This is a genomic window from Bhargavaea beijingensis (assembly GCF_900101985.1).
GTDB classification, from domain to species: domain Bacteria; phylum Bacillota; class Bacilli; order Bacillales_A; family Planococcaceae; genus Bhargavaea; species Bhargavaea beijingensis.
In genome coordinates, this window is record NZ_FNAR01000006.1 from 23086 (window position 1) to 45722 (window position 22637).

The following is a 22637-nucleotide window of genomic DNA, read 5'->3' on the forward strand; positions in this document are numbered from 1 at the left end:
ATATTATCTTTCCAGCTTTTTAGCTTTCAGCAGTTTTCCCACGGTTGTCTCTTCCCGGTTCCCTGTTGCGTTTTTCTGCCCTATTACTGTCCATCCGGGTTTGAGGATACGCGGCATTCCGAATCGCCTCAGGGTGATATCCGCGAAAAAGATCATCATTGACAACAGTACAAACCAGCTCCAGGCCGGCAAGATGTCTTTCTTTGAGGATTCGGGCGATCTCAGGGATTCTTCAGGGGATTCCAGCAAGCGGCCGCCTGACGCTTCTGCAAGAGCCAAAAGGCGCTCTTTAACAGGCGGGCCCGGCCGATATTCCTCTCCGTAGGGAATCGTGATGCCGGCCTTTGAAACCGTCTCCCCGTCCCCGGATATCCTGAAGTAGACGAGCCCCGGACCGGACTGGATCCGTACACGTGCGGTGCCCGGCCGTACCGGTTCCACTGTTGCCTGGAGTTGGCGGCCCTTTTCATCGACAACGGCAATGTCCAGAAACGGCACGGACTTTGGTCCGGCCACCGTATAGGAACCGTCCGTGTTCCTGCGGACATCGAACGGTTCGTTCCGGAATGTTGGAAGGATTCTTGAAATCGCGGTTATCCACATCTCGCCCCAGCGGTCCCAAGATGCGAACGCGCCGCTCCAGGCTCCGGAATCCGACGTATAGGCAAGTGTCCTGCCGAGACCATATCGGCCTTCCGCAAGAATCGGGTCACCTTTCGGACTTTCGAGAATGACATCCGATGAAGGCTTTGCAGTCGTCGCAATATAAGCGTTGATCTGAGGAAGGCCGTTGCCGAACAATGCATCCCATCCAGTTGCCTCGCGTACAGCGGGCGTGGACGGCTCGTCGACAATGTACGTCCTGGACAGCATCGCCGTCTCCCTTGAAAGAATTGACGGCACCGAATCGGCATCCGTCACTTCATAGTAGCGGCCTGCCGCCTGTTCAGAGAGCTGTCGGAGCAGCTGCCGGTCCGCATCCGCGCCGATTGCAACCGTCGACATCGTCACTCCATCGGCTTCGCCATCCTTTGCAAGCGCCGCGTAATCTCCGCCCGAAGCGGACATTCCGTCCGTCAGAAGAATGATATGCTTGCGCTCCAATTGCAGGCCGCGGAGCCGCTCGTAGGCCAGTGCGGCCGCAGGGTAGATGTTGGTGCCGCCGCCCGGTGTGACCGACATGATTTCCCCCGAGACTTCTTCCGGATCACCGATCGGCGACGCTTCAATCACTTCCCACGGGCTGTCATCAAAGGCGATGAAGCCGAGTGTATCGTCTTCCCTGAGGAGAGCGGCGGACCGCGCAGCCGCCTCCTTTGCAAGCTCCAGCTTGCGGCCGCTCATGCTGCTCGAGCGATCGAGGATGATGACTACGCCCAGTGACGGGATAAGCTGTTTACCGGTCACGTCCATGTCGACGGGAAGCATCTCCTCCATCGGAGTGCGGAAATAACCGCCGAGACCGAAGCTCCCTTCACCGCCGACCATCATGAAGCCGAGGCCGAATGTCCTGACGGCCTGATGGATGACAGTCATCCGATCTTCACCGACCAGATGGCCGGGCACATTGTCGAAGATGACAGCATCATACTGCAGATAAGACGAGAGGTCATGCGGAAGGTTTTCAGCATGAATGGTTTGGACAATGACCCCGCTTTTTCCGATCAGGTTTCCAAGCGGACTCGGATTTCCTGCGGTATCCGCAATCAGTATACGGGGCGGCCCTTCGATTTCCGTAACGGCGGCCATCCGGTTGTTTTCCTGAATGCCGTCCCCTTCCATCATGACCTGGGCTTCATATTTCACAAGTCCCTCTGCCGATTGCACATCAATGAATGAAAATTTGTTTTCCCCTACGGCAAGATCAATATTCCGCTCCGCAATCGGCCGGTCATTACGGAAAAGAACCAGTCGGGCAGTTGCGGAATCGGTCGCCCGCACGGTTACTTCCAGCTGTTGGGATTCCCCTTTTCTTCCTGTGGCCGGAACGGTAAACGAAGAGACGGAAACGTCTTCTGACTCCGGGGCGGCGAACAATGCTGTATCGACCGTGACGCCGGCCGGAAATTGGCTGCGGATATACTCGAGAGCATCTCCCATCGTCTCCCTGCCGTCGGACAAAACCACAATCCTGGCAGGGTGTCCTGCCGAGGCGGCAGACGCATACCGGAGTGCGCCTTCTATATCCGTTTCTCCCTCACTGCGGCTAATAGCCGCCCCCGAGGATTCCTGCGTATCATTCGTCACTTCACCGGCAAATGAAAGCACCGCGATATCGCGGCCTTGCCCTTTGCTGACGGCATCAGCGACGAAGGCTGCGGTCTCTTCCTCTGTCCCTTCCATCGAGGCGGAGCGGTCCACAAGAAAAATCAATTTCTCCTCCTTTGCCCGCATCTGAAAATAGGGGGAAGTTGCGGCGACTATGAGCAGAGTGGCGGCCGCTATTCTCAAAATCAGCAGCACCAGGGCTGTGCGTCCAGTTCTTCCGCGTTCCCGGTTCCATGACCAGATCAGATAGCCGAGGGCCGGAAGGAGGAACAGAAGATAAGCCGGATGTTCAATACGAAAGTCCATGATGGCGCTGCACCTCCCATTCCGCAAGAATCAGAAACAAGAGCAGGAGAATAAGCGGCACGGCAACCGGTAGAGTTCCTGCAGATTCTGATTTCCCGTGCTCCCCCTTCTCTCCCATCGTAAACGAAGGCCCGGCGCTCACCGCGCGCTCCTCCTCCGGAAGGATGACGGCCAGGTAGCGCTCTTCTTTGCCGGACCGCAGAACGTACAATCCGGGTTCGTCCGGCGCGGTCAGCGCCTCGCTGGAACCGAATTCAGACAGGTACTCTCCTTCTGCGGTGTACAGTTGCCAGCCCCCTACAAGGGAAGGCGTGATGGCTCGACTTTCCCCGGGGAGGAACGTGCCGGCTCCTGCCTGTTCCCGGGAATATCCATCAATGACACTCCAAAGAAATAGGGGGAATGACGGACGGAGCGGCCAGTCCGTCATGGACGGGTCAGCCAAAATAGCGATCCTGCCGTCCCCAGCCCTCTGGATCAGCGGGCTTTGCTCCGGACCGGCAACCGTCTCCATGTCAGCGAAAGGCGGATACAGGCCCGATGCATAGATGTCTTCATCCTGCGCAAAAGTGAACAGCGGATCCTCGGAAAGTTTAATGAACACCGGATTTTCATTAACCTGCCCCTCACGCCCAAACAGAACGGTGCGTCCCCGGCGTTCAAGGAACGTTTTTTCCGAACCGGTCACGACGATCGCCTCTTCCGGCAGTTGCCCCGCCTCGTCCCTTCCGTAAGCGGTCACATCAGCACCGGTTGCCAAGAGTGCCTGATGGACCAGTTCATGCAGTCCGGCCTCTGCAAAAACCGGCAATTCTTCCCCTCCCCCGGAAACAGCATGAATCGTGTTATCCGCAGGATAACCGTCATCTGTCTTCATGTTAAGTTCCAGGGCCCGGACCGCCGGCAGGTCCTCGAAAACAACCCTTTCCGCCTCTCCCAAGCCTATAGTCAACTCATGCGGTTGCCCGACCGCACTGCCCTTCCCGTCTTGAAGAGAAAACATCACTTTCTTGTCTGTCGGGGAATCATTGGTCACAACAGCAATCGCCGACAGGCTATTTTCCTCCAAAGCAATCCCGAACTGCACGACCGATACGTTTTCCGGTAGTGCCGAAGCGGTATGGATGCTGTAAACCACTCCAGGCCCGGCTGCCGGAAGTTCCTCCGGGTCAGCGGAGTCAGTGAAAACATGGACATCGGCCTGTTCCCCGCCGGCAACTGTTCCAGCCAGGGCCATTGCAGCGGCCAGATCCTGATGGGCATAAGTCAGTTTCAAATCATGGATCGTCCTGATCGCCTCATCCGACTGTCCGGAACCTTGAAGCAGGACATCAGGTGCGGCCCCTGCACGGATGATGGTGAACCGTGCACCCTTACTGTCACGGATCAATGATTCCATCCGGGCTTTGTGCCGTTCCATCAGCGGCTCGCCGTCTTCTTCGGCCAGCATCGTGGCGGAAACATCCGCGACAATGATCAGATGTTCCGAACGATTGCCGGAACCCGTCAGTACTGGCTTCATGAGCAGAAGCACGAACAGCAAAAGGGTCCCCATCTGCAGGTAAAACAGGGCATTCCGGTACAGAGGATTGACAAAGGGCGAGCTTTCCGTGTGCTTCCTTGACTGTTCCCAGAACAGGACAGAAGGCACCGTACGCTCCTCATGCTTCTTCCTGAAAAAGTAATAAAGGAAGACGATGGCGGGAATGGCCAGCGTCCAGATCATACTGATTGAACCGAATCCCACCCGATCTCCTCCCTGCTCAGCGGACCCATCCCGCTTTTCTCATTTTCCTCAACACAAACGCTGCGGCACCTTCCTGTTCCTCCGCCTCAAGCACGGCAATGCCATACTCCCGGCTGATGGCTGCGAGCTCTGAAAAATGCTGTTCCCGTAGTTCCCGCTGTCTGCTGATGGTATTTGCCGTAAGTGCAACATCCACCGCCTTGCCGGTCTCTGAATCGATAAATCGGACATCTCCGGCCCGGTCCGGAATGTCCGGACGTTCTTGTCGAAGCAAGATCATCCGCACCTCTCCCGCGCTTTTCCCGAGTTTACGGAATAGAGGTCGGAACGATGCCGGCGGCTCGAGCCCGTCGGTCACGATATACCGGACCGATGCGCCAGGCAGGCTTTTTGGAACCGCCGCCTCTGCAAAGCCTGCCCCCGCGGGAGACGGCAGCTGTTCCAGATGATCCAGGAAACGATGTCTGTTCCGGATGCCCTTCACCGAAAAGACGGACGGCACCGATCCCCCTGCAGTAAAGAAATGGAAATGGTCATCGCCGGAAAGAGCCATCAGCCCGAGCATTCCGCACAGCCTCCGGGCAAACAGCCACCGGGCACCGTTCATTGACCTGCTGGCATCCAGGATCACCGACACACGGAGCTCGCGCTCGTCCATGAACTGCTTGATGAACAACTGGTCTGTTCTGGCGTAGATATTCCAGTCTACTTTGCGGATATCGTCGCCCGGAGCATAGGGCTGGAAGTCGGAGAAATCAGGAGACGTCCCGCTCCTCCCCGATGCATTCCCGCCATGATGCATCCCTCTCGGAGCAGTGCGGACAAGGTGCCGGAGCCTGCCGGCAGAAACAATATCAGATGACGAAAAAAATACTTCTGTCATGACATACGGCCACCAGCGGCCATGTCCGCAAGCCGGGTGATCAGTTCATCCGCGGGAATGCCCGCCGCTTCGCCTTCGTAATTGAACAGCAGACGGTGCCGCAGCGCCGGTACCGCACACTTTTTCAAATCGCCGATTGACACATGAAAACGGCCTTCGGCGAGCGCCCGTGCTTTCGCCGCCAGGACCAGGCTTTGCAGCCCTCGGGGTCCGCTTCCGAAACGGATCCAGCGCCGCACCTCGTCCAACGGCGAATCGTCCGGATGTGTACCGGTCACGATCCGGGCGGCCACATCCAGCATTTCTTCCGGCAAAATCACTTCCCGCACCATTTTTCGGGCCCGACGGATTTCTTCCGGTCCCATCAATTTCCGAAGGCCGACAGATCGGCTGCCGGTCGTTCGCCGGATGATTTCCTTAAGTTCTTCCGTTTCCGGATTCGGGATGATCACTTTGCAGAGAAAGCGGTCAAGCTGTGCTTCGGGAAGCGGATAGGTTCCCTCCAGTTCAATCGGGTTTTGAGTGGCGAGCACAAAAAACGGTTCCTTCATCGGGCGCGTCGTACCGAGTACGGTCACTGTCCGCTCTCCCATCGCTTCGAGAAGCGCACTTTGTGTTTTCGGCGTGGCGCGATTGATTTCATCGGCGAGCACCATTTCGCTGAACAGCGGACCTTCCCGGAAAACAAAGTCCTTGCGTCCGTCCGGGGTTTCTTCAATCACCGTCGTTCCCGTGATGTCAGAAGGCATCAGGTCCGGCGTGAACTGGATGCGGGAAAAGCCCAAGTCCAGCACTTCGGAAAACGTCCGGATCAGCATCGTTTTCCCAAGTCCCGGCAGTCCCTCGAGAAGGGTATGTCCTCCGGCAAGGATGGAATAGAGGATAAAGTCCACCGCTTCCTCCTGCCCGACAATGAACGTTCCCACCTCTTCTTTCACCTTGCCGATGATCAGGCTCATCTCCCTGTAATCTTCCTTCGTGATCCCCATATTCCTCACTCCCTCTTGTCGATTGACGAAAAGTAATCGGACAGGACCTGCTGGAGGTCTTCCGGAAGGTTAAGGCGGCCGGCTTGTTCCACATAGGCATCCAAGTATTCGCCCTGAACTTCCTCATAGGGACGGACATCCCCTTTTTCAGCGGGAACGACGCTGTCCGCTGCCGATGTGCCATCTTTTTGCGGACCCGGATCCAGCACGGATTCTTCCGGATCCGGAATGGACCGCGGTGTACTGACGAGATTCCGGTCATTATTACCCGAATCTTGTCCGGAACGCCCACTCCCGGAGCCGGCACCTTTTCCGCCATTGCTTCCTGACCCGGATCCCGTGTCACCGGCTTCATTGTTTCCGTCCCCGCTTCCGCTCTCCGTTCCACGTCCGTCATTGTTCTGCGCTTTGTCTCCATTCCCCTCGGTTTCACCGTCACCGCCATTGCCGGACGAACTCCCTGATTGCGGCTCCCCCCTTTCATGTCGGTCAGCATTTCCGGGGGAGCCTGTCCGCTGCTCTCCGTCAGAAGCATGTTTTTCCGCTTCTGACGTGCGTCCCATTCGGGCCAGCCGTTCTTCAGCATCTCCGGAAAATGCGGCAAGTGCCTCAGCCGCCTCTCCAGGCGTCAGGATCCGTTCTCCTGCTGTCTGGCCCGCATTTTTTCCTGGATGGTCCGCCAGACGTTCTTCAAGGGACAGTTCACGCTGCAGCTTCACTGTTTCACGGACGGCAGCTTCCGGAGTATCGGCTGATCTGATTTTTTCCGACAGATCGACAAGGCGTTTTTCTGTTTCCCGATCTTCCGTCCGGTCTGCCAGTTCGTTTACATGATCAGCAAGGTTTTCGATGATCCCCCGCTCTTCCTCGGCTTCCTGCGCTTCCTGCTGTGCGGAGGAGGGGAACAGGGCAAGCGCCGCCGCGACGGCGAAGGCGCTGCAGGCAACCAGAAGCGGCTTGTGCTCTGTCCACTTCCCTTTCCTGTTTCTGAATCGCGCCAGTGCCAAGCCAGCCGCTTCGGCAGCCTCATCCGCAAGGGCGGCAGAGAGAGGGCCCTCCCGGATTCCGTCTGTCTCTGCTGCCAGGATGACATTGTCACGGCTAAACGAATCCAGCACCCGGACCGACTGGGACCTTGATGGCGCCCTGCGGCATCCGTACGCAAACACCCCAACTGCAGCAAGTGCTGCAGCCATCACCGCATCATCTGCGTAACCGGGCCAGACGAACCATCGGGAGGCAGCAAGCAGCAAAACGGCCGTCACTGCGCCTGCAGATACTCCCCGCACAGCTGTCCTCACGAACCACTCCATCAAGAGCCTGCGACGAACCTGCGTGACGGCTCCGCCGAGCTTGCGCCTGCTATCCATGCCACTCCTCCTTCACTTTCCCCGTGCCATATTGACACGTAAAGATTTCACCGACACGAAAACAGAAGTGGCCGTCACAACCAGATAAAACAACAAATAAATCAGCCAGATCGGCCACCGTAAATTGGTCACCTCATGCAGGAAACCGCCGGAATCCGGCGCAAGTAGCGAGGCGGTCAGCACTGCCGGGTTGATCGCCGCGAACAGATGGGCGGCCGGTGATGCACCACCCTGGCTGAGTACGGCAAAGAAGACACTGAGAAACCCGGTGACCGCAAGCAGGGCAAGAACCGAACCATATGTTGCAATCATCGAGATAATCGTCTTACGGATCAATGTGGAGAACATGACTCCGAGACTGCCGATTGCAACCGTCGTCAGCAAAAAGTAGAACAAGAGCTGGAGCAGCTGTTTCGGAGACACACCGCCGTACAGGAAAACGATGCTATACAGGGGCAAGCTTGAGACCAACATCAATACCAGGAAGGCGATCGATGACAACAGTTTGCCGATGATGATCTGGAAAGAGGTCTGAGAAGTCGTCAGCAGCATGTTGAGCGTCTGCTTTTCCCGCTCCGAACTGATGGCACCCGCCGTCAGTCCGGGGGTGATGAAAAGGACGAGCACAAGCTGGATATAAGTCAGCATCGTGAACAGGAGGTAGCTTTGCCCCGGATCCAAATATCCGCCGGACGAACCGTCCTGCGTCATGAGGTATATGAAGCCGATGACGAACAGGCTCATCGCCGCCAGGTAAAACAGGATGCCGACAAAGCTTTTCGGCGAGCGGAACCGGAGCTTGATTTCTTTCATCAGCACCGGATTGGAGAGGTTTGCCTTCATATCGCCCCATCCCCTTTCGTCAGTGCGAGGAAAACATCTTCGAGGTCTGTTTCCTCTTCGGCGAAAGACCGGATTCCGAGAGGGCTTGCTGCGGCCGCTGCAAGCAGTTCCTCCTGGTCCGTCTGAGAACCGCTAAAAGAAAATGTGACCTCGCCCGCCGCATCGTCTCTGCGTATAGCCGAGACGAATGGTCTTTCTTCCAGGAATCCGGCCGCAGCACGAGCAAGGCCGTTCAGCTTGACGGTGATGGTCCTGTCCCCTTTCATCATGGATTGGATTTCCCGCACGGATTGCCTGGCAATCAGCCGCCCACGGTCGATGACGCCGATTTCGTCGCACATCTCCGCAAGCTCCGGCAGGATGTGGGATGAAATCAGAATCGTTTTATCCATATCCTTCAGACGCTTCATGATTTCCCTCATTTCAACCCTTGCCCTCGGGTCCAGCCCGGATGCCGGTTCATCGAGAATCAGCACTTTCGGGTCATGGATCAGGCTGCGGGCCAGGCAAAGGCGCTGCTTCATTCCGCGCGACAGGGAGTCGACGTAAGCATCCCGCTTTTCAGACAGGTTCACCAAGTCAAGAAGCTGGCCGATCAGAACCGTGCGCTCTCCCGCCGGAATCCCATAGCTGGCTGCGTAAAAATCAAGATACTCCTCCGTTTTCAGCTGGTCATACACACCGAAAAAGTCAGGCATATAGCCGATCAGCCTGCGCACTTCCGCAGGGGATGTGCGCACACTATGACCACCGACAAAAGCATCGCCGGACGAAGGCGGCAACAGGGTTGCCAGGATCGAGAACGTCGTCGATTTTCCCGCGCCGTTCGCGCCGACAAACCCGAATACCCTTCCTTCCCCCACTTCCAGGTTCAGATCATGGAGAGCACGGAAAGTCCCGTATGATTTGGTCAGATTCCTGGTTTCAATCATGGCGATGCCACTCCTTCCAATTCAATTTCCGGCAGCATGGTATGACCGCCGTCCGGCGGGCTTTCGATACGGAACCGCAAAGCCCCATCCCGGCCGATATAGTCTGTTGCAGGATCCAATCCATTTGCTCCGGCTGCCAGTTCTTCAAATTCGCCGGATGACCGGTTCAGGATGGAGACGCCGGCGCCTTCGATGACACGGACACCCAACGAGGTCCAGTTGACTTGCGGAATGGCATAGGTTTCCGGAACGGACGGCTCGTAAACAAATGTCCCCGGCGAAAGAAAGAGGTCGCCATCCGGATACTGCTCCACATACCCGTCCGGATCTTCAGGAGAAATGGATCCGCTGATTGCGGAAGGCGGCAGACGGAATGACCCGGACAATCGGATTTCCGGATCGAACGGTTGCACGATGACCGAAATTGAATTGTATTCCGGTTTTCCTTCCAGATTCACTTTGGCAAGCGGAGAAGCGGTATGCCCGATAAGTGCCGGGCGGCTTCTATCCAGCAAGTAACCGGCCGCCTGAATCATATTCCCGGCCCGCTGGTCTTCCCGGTTGCCGTAGCCGTTTCCTGATGAACCGGGCGCGGCTGATGAGGCCGCCGGAAACAGCATACCTCCCGGCACTTCCTCATCGATTTCCGCAGTTTCTCCAGCTTCAAAATCACCGACCGGAATGAAACCGGTGCCGCTCCAAACCGAGACATCCCGGAGGCGGAATGAAAAGCGGTTGGTGAGGGTGCCGGTCAGTCTGCCTCCCGAAACAGCAAGGTCGGCCTCAAGGCTTCCCGCATCCGCAATACGGGTTTCGCCATGAACCGTGCGGACCGACCAGAACGGCATATCCCTGAGTGTCAGCAATGTCCCTTGCGGGGTCTGTTCTGCAACTGCGTAACCGAAGTTGCCCGAACTTCCTGAAAAAGCGGTACTCCCCCCCGCTGCAGAGAGGGTCACCGGAGACAATGCGGTCACCTCCAGATCTCCTCCCCGATTGGTCAGAACGGACCCTCCGTACATGCCGGACAGCATTCCGTTGCCGTCGGAAAAGAACAGGGCGGCCTGCCTGAACTGGGGGTTGAACAGACGGTCTTTTGCACCGTAGGCGAAAATCCCGGCAGAAATCAGAACAGCAACAGACGGGATGATCCACCAAGCCTGCTCACGCCGGTCACTTTTTTTAAGGATGAAGTAAAGCACCGGACCGACCAGGATGATGTAAAGCATCACAATGAGAAGGATGGCCGCTGCCGGAATCCTGAAAGTTTCAAAACGCTCTGTGGCACTTTGAGCCAGCTGGACAAAATCACTTGTGGGGTCTCCATGCATGCCGGAATAGACAGCACTGCTTCCCGGCAATCCCGAAAGGACCCCGCTGATAAACCGGGCGGTATCCGGGGCGGAAGCCAGAGGTTCGTTACCGAATGAAAATGCTGTCTGGACAATAGTGCCTGCCCCGTATTCAGAGAAGGCAGCAAGGACACGGCCGTCCGATTCAGCCAAAGCCTGCGCGCCGCCTCTTAATGAAGCCTCGAATGCCGGCACGGCCGTTTTGATCCCCGTTTCCCGGAGCGCCTCAGGCTGCACTTCGATCCGGCCCTCCTGTTCAAGAGGCAACACATCGCGGAACAGCCCGGCATCAGCCGGATCTTCGGTCATTCCGATCAGAAGTGTCGCCCCCGCCCGGACACGGCCGGCAATCGCCTCCTGGTCGGCCTGCCGGAGTCCGGCCAGCACCCCGTCATCCGCAATGATCAGATCGGCCGCCTCCCACCCGGCCGCGTCAGCGGGAAAAGTGGAATTCCGGCCAAACGGTCCGGCCACTTCGGAATCAGGCGTGTTTCCGAAGTTCAGATCCCGGAGTCCCGAGAGACGGTCCGCACTTTCCGAAAGAATCACTGCAAGTGAAGTTTCGCCATAGTAAAAATTCACATTCGGACGACGGTCGCCCTGATAGCCGATTTCCCTCCCGTTCCGCCAGCCTCCTTCGAAAAAGCGGAATTGCCGCTCCGAAAACGCATAGGAATCTGCTGAATTGACGGTCGCGTGCACGGTCTCCGTCTTTCCCGCACCGATTTTCAGTGAAATTGCTACGGCAGATCCTGATTCATAGACATTGCCGAAATCGATGACGAGGTCTCCCTGGAACGGATCTCCGTCGTTCCTGATTTCGAGCGCGACCGGCATCGACGTTCCTTCCTTCGCTTTGCCGTCTATGCCGCCCGTTGCTTTGACGGTCAGTTCGGGTTCCGCCGCAGCGGGACCCGCCCCCATCAGCACTGCCACTGTAAACATCAACAAAGCTGTTCCCCATCTTACCGTTTTCACCTGCCCCCATCCCCCTTTAACTCAGCTGTTCACTTTGACGTTGCTGCTTCCGGCCCGGTTCCGGTTTACTTGACGCGTTCCGCGTGCCGAAGCGCGATTTCCTTGAATGCTTCGACCTGCGGAAGGGCAAGGGCCTGTTCATAGCCGATCAGCCAGGTGTCCCTCGTCAGCTCAAACCGGTTATCCCCGTCGGTAAGCGGAATCTTGTTGACCGGGTCGTCTTCACGGAGCGTAATGGAGGGAAGAACGGCATAGCCGATGCCGTTCACGGCAAGCTGACGGCATGTCTCAATCTGATCGACGATGATCTGCCGTCCCGGACTGGACTGAAAATGACGACGCCACCACTCCCTGATTTCCTCGTAATAGTCCGAGTCGCTCTTGAACTGGACAAACGGCCGTTCGGTTTCCGGAATTTCATCGACAGAACGGATCATCGTATCCACCAGATAAAGGTGATCCCTGAACAAATGGACCTTGGCCCCCTTCCAATCGGAATGGCCGCGGACGATGCCGACATGGGCTTCACCGTCATTGAGGGCCCTGACGATTTCCGAGCTCCAGCCGGTCATGAGAGAAATTTTCGCATCCGGATAATCAGTGACAAACTCCTTTAGCACAGCAGGCAGCCAAGTTTGCCCGACAATCGATGCGCAGGCGATCTTCAGTGTTCCGTGTACCTTATGGACCATTGCCTGGAGGGTTTCCGTTACTTCCTCATACCGTACAAGGGTCTCCCGCGCAAATTGGATGACATGCTCACCGGCGGGAGTCGGGATCAGTCCCTTTGATGACCGGATGAACAGCGGTGCGCCCCATTCTTTTTCGATGGACCGAAGCCGCTGGGAAAGCGCCGGCTGTGAGATAAAAAGCCGGTCCGATGCTTTCCGCATATTTCCTTCCTCTGCCAATGTTTTGATGATAGTAAATTCATTCACGTTCATCTTGCTTCAATCCTTCCTGTAAGCCGCACAAAAAATGGACTTCCCTTTCTTTATTCCCCTTTTCCGCCCCCGCACCTCCGACTTTCTCCGAAAAGGTCAGTTTATTGTTCGGTGTCGGGAATGAAAGGGACGATAAAAAAACGGTTCCGGACAGTTCCGGAACCGACTGATCAGCGCGGCATCGTATAGACCGCTTTTTTCAGTTTCTTCATCAGGACCCGGCGTGTCATGATTCCGGCAAACATGCCTTCCTCATCTTCCACGCACAGGAATGGATGGTTGATCAGCAGATCGAACACTTTTCTGAACTCAGTGTCGATCCTCACAATCGGAAGATCAGTCTGCATCAATTCATCGACTTTCATATCGGACAGCCGCTCGTATTCAATCCGTTCCATGCCGAGGATGGACTCGGTGATCATTCCCATGCTGAGCAGGCCCCTCAGCCGGTATTCATGATCCAAAACCGGGATTGCCGAATATCCGGTCTTCGTCAGTACGAGCAAGGCATGTTCGCAATTATTGCCGACTTGGACATGGGCGACTTTTTCGGATGAAATGACATGGTCACGGATAGGCTCATGAAGAAATTCTGTGTTGTTAACGGAAATCATTTAGGACCCGACCCCTTTGTCAACCTTCAATTTTTGGTTTCCCCATTTCCATCATATCATAACCTTTATTCGGCTGACGACCTTACAAAAACAGGATACCCGGGAAGCAGTTCTTCCCGGGCATCCTGTATGAGAATCAATATGCCACTGCATAATAAAAGATGACAAATCCGAGAAACACCATAGCCACCGCGATGATGATCAATATCGGATTCAGCGTGAACGGATGGTCCCCGACTTCCTCCGAAATCTGGTCTTCCCCGTTTTCCGCCTTCGCCACAGTCCGGTCCATTTTCCTGATCGAAGCCAATCCGATGGCGATAGTCAGCAGTGATACCAAAATTGTAGGCCACAACCACATTTCCATCCCCGTTGTCTCCTTCCCGTTTTCCGTTAACTTGTCCGAAATGATGCTGATTCATTCCACTTCAATGAAATCCGCGTGCAGACATGTTAGGATGGATGCAAATCCATGCAAAAAGGACGGAGGAAACGGGATGGCCAACAGTCTGTATAACCGGGAACAGCTGGCCGGGGCAATCTATATCATCAACAAACATGCCAAGACTGCACCCGACAACGAATTTTTGTACAAACTGAAAAAGGCGGCACTCATGAAAATGGTGGAAAACGGTTTTGCAGAGAAGATCGGCCTCCAGTCTGTCCCGAATCCGAAACTTAGCCGGCGACAGTCTGCTGTCCTCATCACCTGCGGGGAATTCCATTTTCACCTGCCGCCGACCAGGGAAGAGATGAAAGAACTCCCCCATCTCGGCGAGCCTGACCCTGACTACCGGAATCCGAAAGTACGTCTTGGGTTAAAAGCAGCCAAACACATTCTTCAAGACTATACCGGCGTCAAGCAAGGCGAATCCGGACGGACATCGCCCGAAAACCTTTTACGGAATATGACGTCAAGGAACACTCCCCTTAGGCAAGAACCCCAAAAACATCCTTCTGCTTCTGGCAGGCGAAACCAGCAACCAGCACCTTCCCGGCACCGCTCCTGGTTCGACCAGTGACCGCTTTCTGTTACCGGTACACCTTATACAATGCCTGAGTCCCCTCATTTTCCGAACCTGTCTCGGCCAATGCCGAGTACATCCGCTCTGCAAGCGCCACGCCCGGCAGTTCAAGCCCCATCGATTTTGATTCATCCAGGGCAATGCGGAGATCCTTAAGAAAATGTTTGATATAGAATCCCGGTTCGAAGTCCCCTTTCAGCATGCGCGGCGCCAGGTTGCTAAGCGTCCATGAACCTGCCGCGCCGGCTGAAATCGATTTGAGTACACGTTCCGGGTCAAGCCCCGCCCTTACGGCATAGCCAAGTGACTCGCAGACACCAATCATGCTTGTGGCAATAACGATCTGATTGGACATTTTCACATGCTGCCCGGAGCCCGCCGGTCCGTGATGGACAATATTTTGTCCGACAGCTTCCAGCAAAGGCAGAATCTCGCGGAACGCGTCCTCTGGTCCCCCGCACATGATGGAAAGCGTCGCATTCCGGGCTCCGATATCCCCGCCAGATACAGGTGCGTCTATGGACGCGCAACCTTTGGATGCCGCTTCTTCTGCAATCCGAACTGCGAGCTTCGGCGATGAAGTCGTGAAATCGATGAGAATTGCCCCGACCCTCACCGTCCGGAAAATACCCTGCTCCCCGAAATAAACGTCTTCCACGTCCTGCGGATAGCCGACCATCGTCATGACGACATCCGCCCCGTCAGCAGCTTCTGAAGGACTGCCAGCCCATTTGGCTCCTTTTTCTATTAACCCTTTTGCTTTTTCCTGCGTTCGTGTATAGACAGTCAGGTTGTGTCCGGCTTCCATCAGATGTGCGGCCATCGGGCCGCCCATCACACCGGCTCCGATCATTGCGATTTTTTTCACTTCCGCCTTACCCCCATTCGTTTCCTCCATTGTAGCAAACGAAACAAAAAAAGGGACGGCCCGCATAGCGGTCCGTCCAAGTAAAGGGGGAAATGAGAATGTTGCTGTGTTCAAAAGTAATATATCCTGATTTTGGTCAGTCTAAACATCAGAAAATCATTTTTTTCATTTTCTCCGAAAGATTCCTTTATTCCGCTTCCCGTTGCCGATTATGACAAGAGGAATAACAGTTCAATAATTCATCCAGTTGCCGGCTCAACCCTATGGTTTCCGGATGCCTCCGTCCTTTTTCCATTGCACTGACGGTCATCCTCTCCCTCAGCTTTTCAATCTGTTCATCTCTGGACTGCTTCATAGAACCCTCCCTCACCTTGCCAGTGTCGTCACAAAAGCCGCTAAAAATTCTTTACTCAAAAGAGAATATAAGGCAAACTGTTAGGTAATCAACCGGAAGGAGCGATATGGATGAAAATTGCCGAAGTTGGAAACATCATCGAGTTTAAAGACGGGCTCCAAGGCGTCGTGGAAAAGGTCAATGAAAACTCGGTCATCGTTGATTTGACATTCATGGAAAACTTCAAGCAACTGGAAATGGAAGAAAAAACCGTAGTCAACCATAAGCGCTATAAAATATTGTACGGCAACAACGACTGATCCAATACATAACGATCAATCAGCCAAACAGATTTTCCGGACAGCCGGATTTTCATAAAAGACAAGGAGGATCTGATAATGAAACACAAATTGAAATACGCATCCATCTCGGCAGCCGCCGTCCTGATGCTGGCGGCATGCGGCACAGCCGGAGAAGAGGCAGACAACAACGACACGCAAATGGAACAGGAAGAGTCAGCGGACCAGAACCAGGGGGCCGAGAATGCTGATACCGAAACTGGCAAAGAAGAAACCACTGACGAAAATGTCGATGAAGAAGACGCGCAGGATGTCACCGACCAGGAGGAAGAGCGTGGTCCGGAGCGGGAACTGGCTTATCAGTCGGACAGCAGCCAACAGACCGGCCAGGCCACTTTGACGGAAAGTGACGAAATGGACTATTCCATTTATGTGCTTGACGGCTACCAGCTCACTTCGGAAGAACCGAACAAGGATGTGCTCTACTGGAACGAAGATGAGCAGGTTTTCATGAGGATTGAAACATTCGGTTCCGATACAGACTTGAAGACGCTCACCGAGCAGATGATCAGCTCTCTTGAGTATGACGGCGGAAAAGCGGCAGATGTTTCCGGGGAGTACAGCCTTGAAAAGTCTTCAGGAATTGAAGATCTCGTCATCAGGCAACTTAAAACAGAAGAGGGCCTCTCGACAGGAGCGGTCTTCACCAAAGATGGGATGACCGTGCGCCTGACGGTCTTTGACAAGCCTGAAACCGATCAGACCGACGCCCTCCTCTCCATGGGCGCGACAATCGGCAAAAAATAAAAAGGTCCGGGAGACCGGGAGACCGGTCGAAGATTGCAGACAAAGTGGGTGTATGCTCCTTTGTCTGCAGTTTTTTATTTTCCCTGAATCCCCTGTCCGATTGTGCAAAATGGCATATCGTGGAGCAAAACGGACCGACATCGTGAAGAACGGTGTCCTATAATGCATATCAGCCTCGCATAGTGCAAATCAGCACCCCATCGTGCACGTGGTCCGAACCCTCGGACCTTTGGATCACGCTTTTGCCGCAGGGCAGAGTCGTTTCCTCGAATCCGCCCGTTCGGCTTTTGGGGCTGGAACCGTCCACTATTTCAAAACACAAACCGCTTGTTATAGATTAGAATGACAAAACGGACCGGAAAATTTCTTCCGGGTCCGTTTTGTCTATGGTCTGGACTATATTCACTTGGATAGGTCCTTGATTGACAGACCCAGTTTCTTGAGCAGCTCGATTGAGGTCGCTTTTTCTTCCGGGCTGAGTACACCCATCAGTTCATGGAGATGTTGCTCATGAACCGGGAATATCTCATCCAGAAGTTTCCTTCCACCCTCTGAAATGTCAACAAATGTGACACGGCGGTCGGATTCACAGATGGTACGCTTAAGATAGCCCCTCTTTTGGAGCTTATCAATGACATAGGTCATCGACCCGCTCGCAAGAAGAATTTTGCTGCCGATTTTTTGAATGGGCTGTCTGCCCCTATGGTATAGGAGCTCAAGCACTGCAAATTCCGTCGGATTCAAGCCGTAGTCCGCAAAAAGTTTGTTTGCCTTTTCAGAGATCACTTTGTGTGCCCTTGAAAGAACCACGAATAATTTCAATGATTGTTCACTGCCGTTCTCCTGCATGCTTTCAACCCCTGCCGACAATACTGATGAACTCATTATAGGCCGCTTTTCCGGAAAGTGTCAAAACTGCATCGGCGCGGGTCTATGGCGTGAGGACGGCCGCCCCTTCGGCACCAGCCTGAGCTTGGGAGCGTTCATGGACAGGAAGAAGCATTTCAATCCGCGTTCCTTTTCCCAGCTCGGATTTCACGAACAGATGGCCTCCCATCGATTCGGCAGTCTCAAGGACAAACGGCAATCCCAGGCCAGTCCCTTCCTGCTTGGTCGTGAAGAATGGAAGGAACACCTGCTTGATCTGCAGATCGGTCATTCCGCTCCCTTCGTCACTGAACGCGACGACGACATGGTCGTCGTCATAGTGTTCGAGGGAGACGAACAGCGTCGTGCCTTCTCCTGAAGCTTCGAGCGCATTTTTGATCAGGTTGATGAAGGCCTGCTTCATCCGATGCTTTTTCCCTTTAACAGGTGCCGCTTCCCCTATCTGGTTGTCCATAAAGATGGCAACCTTCCTCATGGTCGCTTGCGGTTCCATGACTGTCACCACGTCACCGAGACATTTGTGCAGATCGAAAACTTCGTCTTCCTGGTCTGTCGGTTTCGACAACGTCAAAAACTCGGCCATGAGCGATTCCATTCTGTCCATTTCACTGTCAATCACCTGTACGTAGCGGACTGAATCTCCTTCCGCAGACAGTTTCAGCAGCTCGGTAAATCCTCTGACCGAAGTCATGGCATTTTTCAGTTCGTGCGCGATGCTTGCCGCCAGCTGGCCGATTGCGGAAAGAGATCCATTATGCTCCATCTGACGCTTCAGCAATACTTTTTCCGTATCGTCACGGACAGAAGCGAAGATAAACTCCCCATTTTGTTCATAGTAGATAAAGATGTGATAGAATCGCTCTTCTCCTTGAGCGGTGACAAAACAGTGCTTGAATTCCGCCTGTCCGTTTTTCTTAAGCCCTTGCTTGACAAGTTCGATGTCTTTATCGGACAGTCCAATTTTAAGAAGCTCTGTATGCGGGCGCCCGATCAGATGATCAGGGTCCATTTCATAAAAGTGACGGATTCGGTCATTGACGTCACGGACCGTTCCATCTTTTCCGAACACCAGGTAGCAGTTGACCTCATGGCGGAAGATACTGTGATAGGCTTGGGCCCCTTCTCGATCAACACCCGACTGTTCTCCCAGCTTAAACCGGAGAATGACATCATTGGAATGCCTGAATACCGTGCCGATGACTTCGATATCCTGAAAGGCTGCTCCGGAGGGATTTTCCAATCCAAAACGAGAAGTCACCTTGCGGCCGGGGTTCACTTGACTGATAAATGTCGTCCAGCCGGCTTCCTGTCCATTCTGGAGCACCTTGTCCATCATGCTTCCAGGGAAAATACCAAGTGTTTTGACTGCCCTAGGATTAGAACGCAGACATTCGTTATTCCGATTGACCATGACAATTGCGTCATCTGCTTCATCAAACAGGAAGTCGAGGGTTTCCATTATCGATTTCGTTGGCACGTCCCACACCGGCCTTTCTCCGTTTTGGACTAGCATATGAAAGTGATTAACCGATCATGACTTCGGCAAGCATGATCCGAGAGATTTAATTCTGATTATTCCATATTTTACAGCCTTCTAATATAAGACTATTTACTCATATTAAGCGGTTGAGGTCAAGGTCCTGATCTAAATATTCATTAAAATGAATAAATATCCGCCCGGGACAACGCCCTGACGGATAGGTTCAGCCGATGATTACACGCTCTTTCGGATATCGGTAATTCAGTTTTTGTGGCTTGCCCCCCAAAGTGAACAGGAACGAGATCAGCCCGACTCTGCCTACAAACATCAGGAACATCAGGACCGCTTTTCCGACTATGCTCAAATCCCCCGTGATGCCGAGTGACATGCCGCAGGTTCCGAATGCTGATGTAATTTCAAATACCAATGCGGTAAGCGGAATGCCTTCTTCCGTGATTGACATGATCATCACAGAGACAAGCACGAGCAATCCGGCAATGAGAATGACCGCGTAGGACCGGTACACATCAACCAGTTTGATTTCCCTTCCGAAAATCTGAATGATATCCTTGCCCCTTGCAAAATTGATGAGAAACAGAACGGCAATGGCAAATGTGGTCGTCCGGATTCCTCCGCCGACGGAGCTCGGGGAAGCACCGATGAACATGAGAAAACTAATGAACACATCCGTTGCTTCGCTAAATTGTGTAATGTCCATCGTCGTAAGCCCTGCAGAGCGAGCGGAAACTGAATGGAACATTGCCGCAAATAGCGCTTCATGCCACTGCATGTCCTTGAAGGAATGGAAAGATTCTATTAGAAGGATCACAATGGTTCCGGCTACCAGGAGAATAGCAAATGTCGCGGTTGTGATTTTGGCGAACAATGAGAACCGGAAAGAAGGCTCCTTGCTCGACAAAAACCGCTTCACTTCAATGAGGACCGGGAATCCGATCGCACCGAGTATGATCAGCGCCATGGTCACAAGCTGGACGAAATAATCATTGAAATAAGGAGACAACGAGTCGCTGTTAATCGTAAAACCGGCGTTTGTCGTTGAGGTGACCGCATGGAACATTCCATTAAGGAGCGCATCCCGGAACGACTCATAGTACTTGGTAAAGTAAAGAGTCAGAATGCTCCCACCGACCAATTCAATCAGAATCATGATTTTCATGATTTCCCGGATTAGCTTGACCGCTCCGGCCATGCTGTACTGGTTATGATCGACCATGATCAGTTGTCTTTCCCGAAGACCGATCCTTCTTCTGATCACCAACCAGAAAAAGGTTCCGATCGACATGACACCGATCCCTCCGAAGTGAAGGACGATCATAAACATGACAACGCCAAATGTTGTATAGGTGGCGCTCAAGTCGATTACGGACAGGCCGGTCACGCTCACTGCGCTTACTGCCGTGAATAAGCTGTCGATAAAGCTGATGTCCACCCCGGGACGATGCACACCAGGCAGATTGAGAAGAATCGCGGATATGGTGATTGCAAAGAAATAATAAATGACAAGAACACGTGCTGGCGTCAGCTTTTGCTTCCTGATGCTGGACAGAAACTTCTGCCTCCGTGTCAATTCTTTAAATGGCATATGGATCCCGTGTCCTTTCCGTCGTGCCTTACATGATGTCTCATTTTATAGAAATCCTCCGAAAAAAGAAAGGTGTATGGTAACGGCTCCGGCTTATTTGCCGGAGCCGTTACCATTACCACCTTTCCCGTTGCCACCGTTCTTATTCTCTTGGCCATTGTCCGAAGATTGCCCAGCTCCAGGAGGATGCTGCTTTTGAGACGGAGAAACCCGATTTCCTCCCATTTTTTCATCCGGCCGATCTTTTGAATGCGGCCTGGCGTGGTCTGGAGGCCCTGACTGCTTTTCCTGCCGGGAATGTCCTGGAGGCTGGGCTTTCTTGGCCGGCCCGTCATTGATTGGAGGGCTTTCATTATTACCCGGCTTTGAAGGTTGTTTTTTCACTCCTTCTTTCGTTTTCTCTTTTTGTTCCCCTTTTACGGGAGGGTGACCCTGCCCTTTCTCGTTTGGATGAACAGGCGGTTTCTGTTCTTCTGCCGGTTTCCCTTGGGTCCCGTTACCCGGAGGTGCCTCTTTTTTGCGGATGCCGGGGGCCTGTCCCGAGTTGCCCGGCGGCCGGACCTCTTCATTTCCTGAAGGTATTTGCCGGGCGTCCTGATCCTGTCCGTCCCCGGTCTCAGGATTTTGTTTTTTTTCAACAATCGATTCTGACTGAATCTCGTGTTCTTCATTTTGGGTCTTATCGCTTTTCTGCTGACTGTGCTCGGATGCGGGCGGATGAGGAGCTTGACTGTCTCGGTTAATGATTCGGCTGATCGGAACACCTTCAGCCATCGCCCGGTCCCGCAGTTCACTATCAGTTTCCAACAGTCTCAGTTCCATTCCTTTTTCGCGCGCTGCGTCTTTAATAAAGCGAACGGTCTGATTCACTTTGGCTGCAAGCTTTTCATCTCCTGCTTTCACCGATATGACGGAAAGCTCCTGATTGACTGCGCTGTACTCGGCAATGATCCCGCCAATCAGCACGGTGACATCCTTGCCGTTCCAGTTCCCGAGATCTTGGATCAGTGCCGAACCGTCCTCATTGAGCGGTGTCAGCTCCCGGATTTTCCCATCTCTGTCGATTCCGAATTCGACGGCGGGATTCACTTCCAGCTGGATAAATGCCAGAGCAGGCTCCCTGAGCGGCAGGAAAAGCGAGGTAAGCAGAATTAGCAGGAACGTTGCGAACAGCGCCGCAACGGCAAAAGGTCTGCGTACTGTGGCAAGTTGCAACCGGCTTTTTAGCCCCGCAGGCGAAACCCGGCTTTCTGACCCGATTTCCTGTTGGTCCGCCTCCCCTTTAATAAATCTGCCGTCAGGAGTGAGAATGACCACATTTTCTTTCGTTTGTTCCACTACGATCCCCTTGATCTTGTTCATTCGGGCATCCATCCTTTTAAATACTCCTGGAGCATCGGCAGATCACTGTTATGTAGAATCACCATTGCAAGAATATATTTGCGGTGACGCTCAATCGTTTTCCTTGAAACCCCCACCATCTGTTCGATTCTTTTAATCGGTAACCGCTTTTTGCGCAGTGTCTCACTTTTCATCTCTTCGGAACTGCAGATAATCACGGCAATGTCCATCGCCGTCTTCCTGGCGTCCGCATGCTTAGGAGAAACGTCGGCGAGTTCGCTGAATGACAGCCCGCAGTCCGCAAGCAAATCAGAATAGAGCTGGATCTCCTCGCGTCGCTTGTCCGCTTCCTGCTGTTCGGAAAAACGGATATAAGAGGCTGCGTCAGCTGCAACTGCGGCTTCTTCCTCTCCTTTCGCAAGGAGTGCGGCCAAGCCTGCCCTCGATTCTTTCCGCAGATGGTCAATCAGCTTCCGGCGGATCACGAGATGGGCAAATGTCATAAACGAGGCATCCCGGGAGCGGTCGTATTTCATGACTGCTTCGTGGAAACCGCCTAAGGCGATACTATATTCATCATCATGTTCATCGATATACCGGTTACATGCCAGATAGGCCGCTTTTTTCAGAAACGGAGAATATGAGCGGAGCAGTCCATCCAGCTCTTCTTCAGAACCATTCTGGGCAAGGCGGACACGCTCTTCTACACTCGCGGTCCCGCGGGTTTTCCTTATGAAACCGTTGAACGTCGTTATCAGCACGATTA

21 protein-coding genes are annotated in these 22637 nt (G+C 53.8%); 3 read left to right on the forward strand and 18 right to left on the reverse strand.

What is annotated here, in order from left to right:
* Nucleotides 1-3 precede the first annotated feature (3 nt).
* The 11 genes from BLT01_RS06250 to BLT01_RS15200 all read right to left on the reverse strand — a co-directional run bounded on the left by BLT01_RS06250 (nt 4) and on the right by BLT01_RS15200 (nt 13593).
* Nucleotides 4-2574 carry a VWA domain-containing protein gene (locus tag BLT01_RS06250; RefSeq protein ID WP_092095901.1) on the reverse strand — a complete coding sequence of 857 codons (2571 nt, stop codon included), beginning with the start codon at nt 2572-2574 and terminating at the stop codon, nt 4-6.
* Complete coding sequence (locus BLT01_RS06255) at nt 2558-4321, reverse strand: vWA domain-containing protein (RefSeq protein WP_092095903.1); 1764 nt, start codon at nt 4319-4321, stop codon at nt 2558-2560. The genes BLT01_RS06250 and BLT01_RS06255 overlap by 17 nt, the downstream gene beginning before the upstream one ends.
* Before the next feature lie 16 nt (nt 4322-4337).
* Nucleotides 4338-5204, reverse strand: a complete 867-nt coding sequence (locus BLT01_RS06260; RefSeq protein ID WP_092095906.1) for a DUF58 domain-containing protein — start codon at nt 5202-5204, stop codon at nt 4338-4340.
* A complete protein-coding gene (locus BLT01_RS06265; protein WP_092095909.1) occupies nt 5201-6193 on the reverse strand; it encodes an AAA family ATPase in 993 nt (330 codons plus the stop codon). The genes BLT01_RS06260 and BLT01_RS06265 overlap by 4 nt, the downstream gene beginning before the upstream one ends.
* Nucleotides 6194-6198: 5 nt before the next feature.
* Nucleotides 6199-7563 carry a hypothetical protein gene (locus BLT01_RS06270; RefSeq protein ID WP_092095911.1) on the reverse strand — a complete coding sequence of 455 codons (1365 nt, stop codon included), beginning with the start codon at nt 7561-7563 and terminating at the stop codon, nt 6199-6201.
* A 12-nt stretch (nt 7564-7575) separates the two neighbouring features.
* Nucleotides 7576-8406 (reverse strand): ABC transporter permease, encoded by an 831-nt coding sequence (locus tag BLT01_RS06275; protein WP_092095914.1) that lies wholly within the window; start codon nt 8404-8406, stop codon nt 7576-7578.
* Nucleotides 8403-9338, reverse strand: coding sequence for an ABC transporter ATP-binding protein (locus BLT01_RS06280; protein WP_092095916.1), 936 nt, complete (start codon nt 9336-9338; stop codon nt 8403-8405). Before BLT01_RS06280 ends, BLT01_RS06275 begins: the two co-directional genes overlap by 4 nt.
* Nucleotides 9335-11668: a hypothetical protein gene (locus BLT01_RS06285; protein ID WP_092095919.1), complete on the reverse strand. Its 2334-nt coding sequence runs from the start codon at nt 11666-11668 to the stop codon at nt 9335-9337. The genes BLT01_RS06280 and BLT01_RS06285 overlap by 4 nt, the downstream gene beginning before the upstream one ends.
* Nucleotides 11669-11733: 65 nt before the next feature.
* Nucleotides 11734-12612 (reverse strand): LysR family transcriptional regulator, encoded by an 879-nt coding sequence (locus BLT01_RS06290; protein ID WP_092095921.1) that lies wholly within the window; start codon nt 12610-12612, stop codon nt 11734-11736.
* 170 nt (nt 12613-12782) lie between these two features.
* On the reverse strand, nt 12783-13226 hold the full coding sequence (gene cbpB, locus BLT01_RS06295; RefSeq protein ID WP_092095923.1) for a cyclic-di-AMP-binding protein CbpB: 444 nt from the start codon (nt 13224-13226) through the stop codon (nt 12783-12785).
* Nucleotides 13227-13362: 136 nt separating this feature from the next.
* Complete coding sequence (locus BLT01_RS15200; protein ID WP_176765065.1) at nt 13363-13593, reverse strand: hypothetical protein; 231 nt, start codon at nt 13591-13593, stop codon at nt 13363-13365.
* A gap of 130 nt (nt 13594-13723) precedes the next feature.
* Between BLT01_RS15200 and BLT01_RS15205 the strand changes: the two genes are divergently transcribed.
* Nucleotides 13724-14248 (forward strand): YkyB family protein, encoded by a 525-nt coding sequence (locus BLT01_RS15205; protein WP_176765066.1) that lies wholly within the window; start codon nt 13724-13726, stop codon nt 14246-14248.
* Nucleotides 14249-14258: 10 nt separating this feature from the next.
* Here the strand turns inward: BLT01_RS15205 and BLT01_RS06305 are convergent, their stop codons facing one another.
* A complete protein-coding gene (locus BLT01_RS06305; RefSeq protein WP_092096190.1) occupies nt 14259-15149 on the reverse strand; it encodes an NAD(P)-dependent oxidoreductase in 891 nt (296 codons plus the stop codon).
* Nucleotides 15150-15306: 157 nt separating this feature from the next.
* Nucleotides 15307-15474 (reverse strand): aspartyl-phosphate phosphatase Spo0E family protein, encoded by a 168-nt coding sequence (locus BLT01_RS15490; protein WP_092095927.1) that lies wholly within the window; start codon nt 15472-15474, stop codon nt 15307-15309.
* Between the two features lie 110 nt (nt 15475-15584).
* Between BLT01_RS15490 and BLT01_RS06315 the strand changes: the two genes are divergently transcribed.
* Entirely contained in the window at nt 15585-15773 is a 189-nt protein-coding gene (locus tag BLT01_RS06315) for a YkvS family protein (protein ID WP_092095929.1), read from the forward strand.
* A 78-nt stretch (nt 15774-15851) separates the two neighbouring features.
* On the forward strand, nt 15852-16559 hold the full coding sequence (locus BLT01_RS06320; RefSeq protein ID WP_092095931.1) for a hypothetical protein: 708 nt from the start codon (nt 15852-15854) through the stop codon (nt 16557-16559).
* 402 nt (nt 16560-16961) lie between these two features.
* On the opposite strand, the gene BLT01_RS06325 is transcribed toward BLT01_RS06320, so the two are convergent.
* From BLT01_RS06325 to sigI, 5 genes are all read right to left on the reverse strand, one after another.
* The gene (locus BLT01_RS06325) at nt 16962-17408 is read right to left on the reverse strand and encodes a MarR family winged helix-turn-helix transcriptional regulator (RefSeq protein WP_092095933.1); all 447 of its coding nucleotides are present in this window, start codon (nt 17406-17408) and stop codon (nt 16962-16964) included.
* 82 nt (nt 17409-17490) lie between these two features.
* Complete coding sequence (locus BLT01_RS06330; protein ID WP_176765067.1) at nt 17491-18933, reverse strand: sensor histidine kinase; 1443 nt, start codon at nt 18931-18933, stop codon at nt 17491-17493.
* A 217-nt stretch (nt 18934-19150) separates the two neighbouring features.
* The gene (locus BLT01_RS06335; RefSeq protein ID WP_092095937.1) at nt 19151-20530 is read right to left on the reverse strand and encodes a TrkH family potassium uptake protein; all 1380 of its coding nucleotides are present in this window, start codon (nt 20528-20530) and stop codon (nt 19151-19153) included.
* Between the two features lie 93 nt (nt 20531-20623).
* Nucleotides 20624-21892, reverse strand: a complete 1269-nt coding sequence (locus BLT01_RS06340) for an anti-sigma-I factor RsgI family protein (protein WP_092095939.1) — start codon at nt 21890-21892, stop codon at nt 20624-20626.
* A complete protein-coding gene (gene sigI, locus BLT01_RS06345) occupies nt 21889-22632 on the reverse strand; it encodes an RNA polymerase sigma-I factor (RefSeq protein WP_176765068.1) in 744 nt (247 codons plus the stop codon). The genes BLT01_RS06340 and sigI overlap by 4 nt, the downstream gene beginning before the upstream one ends.
* Between the last annotated feature and the right edge of the window lie 5 nt (nt 22633-22637).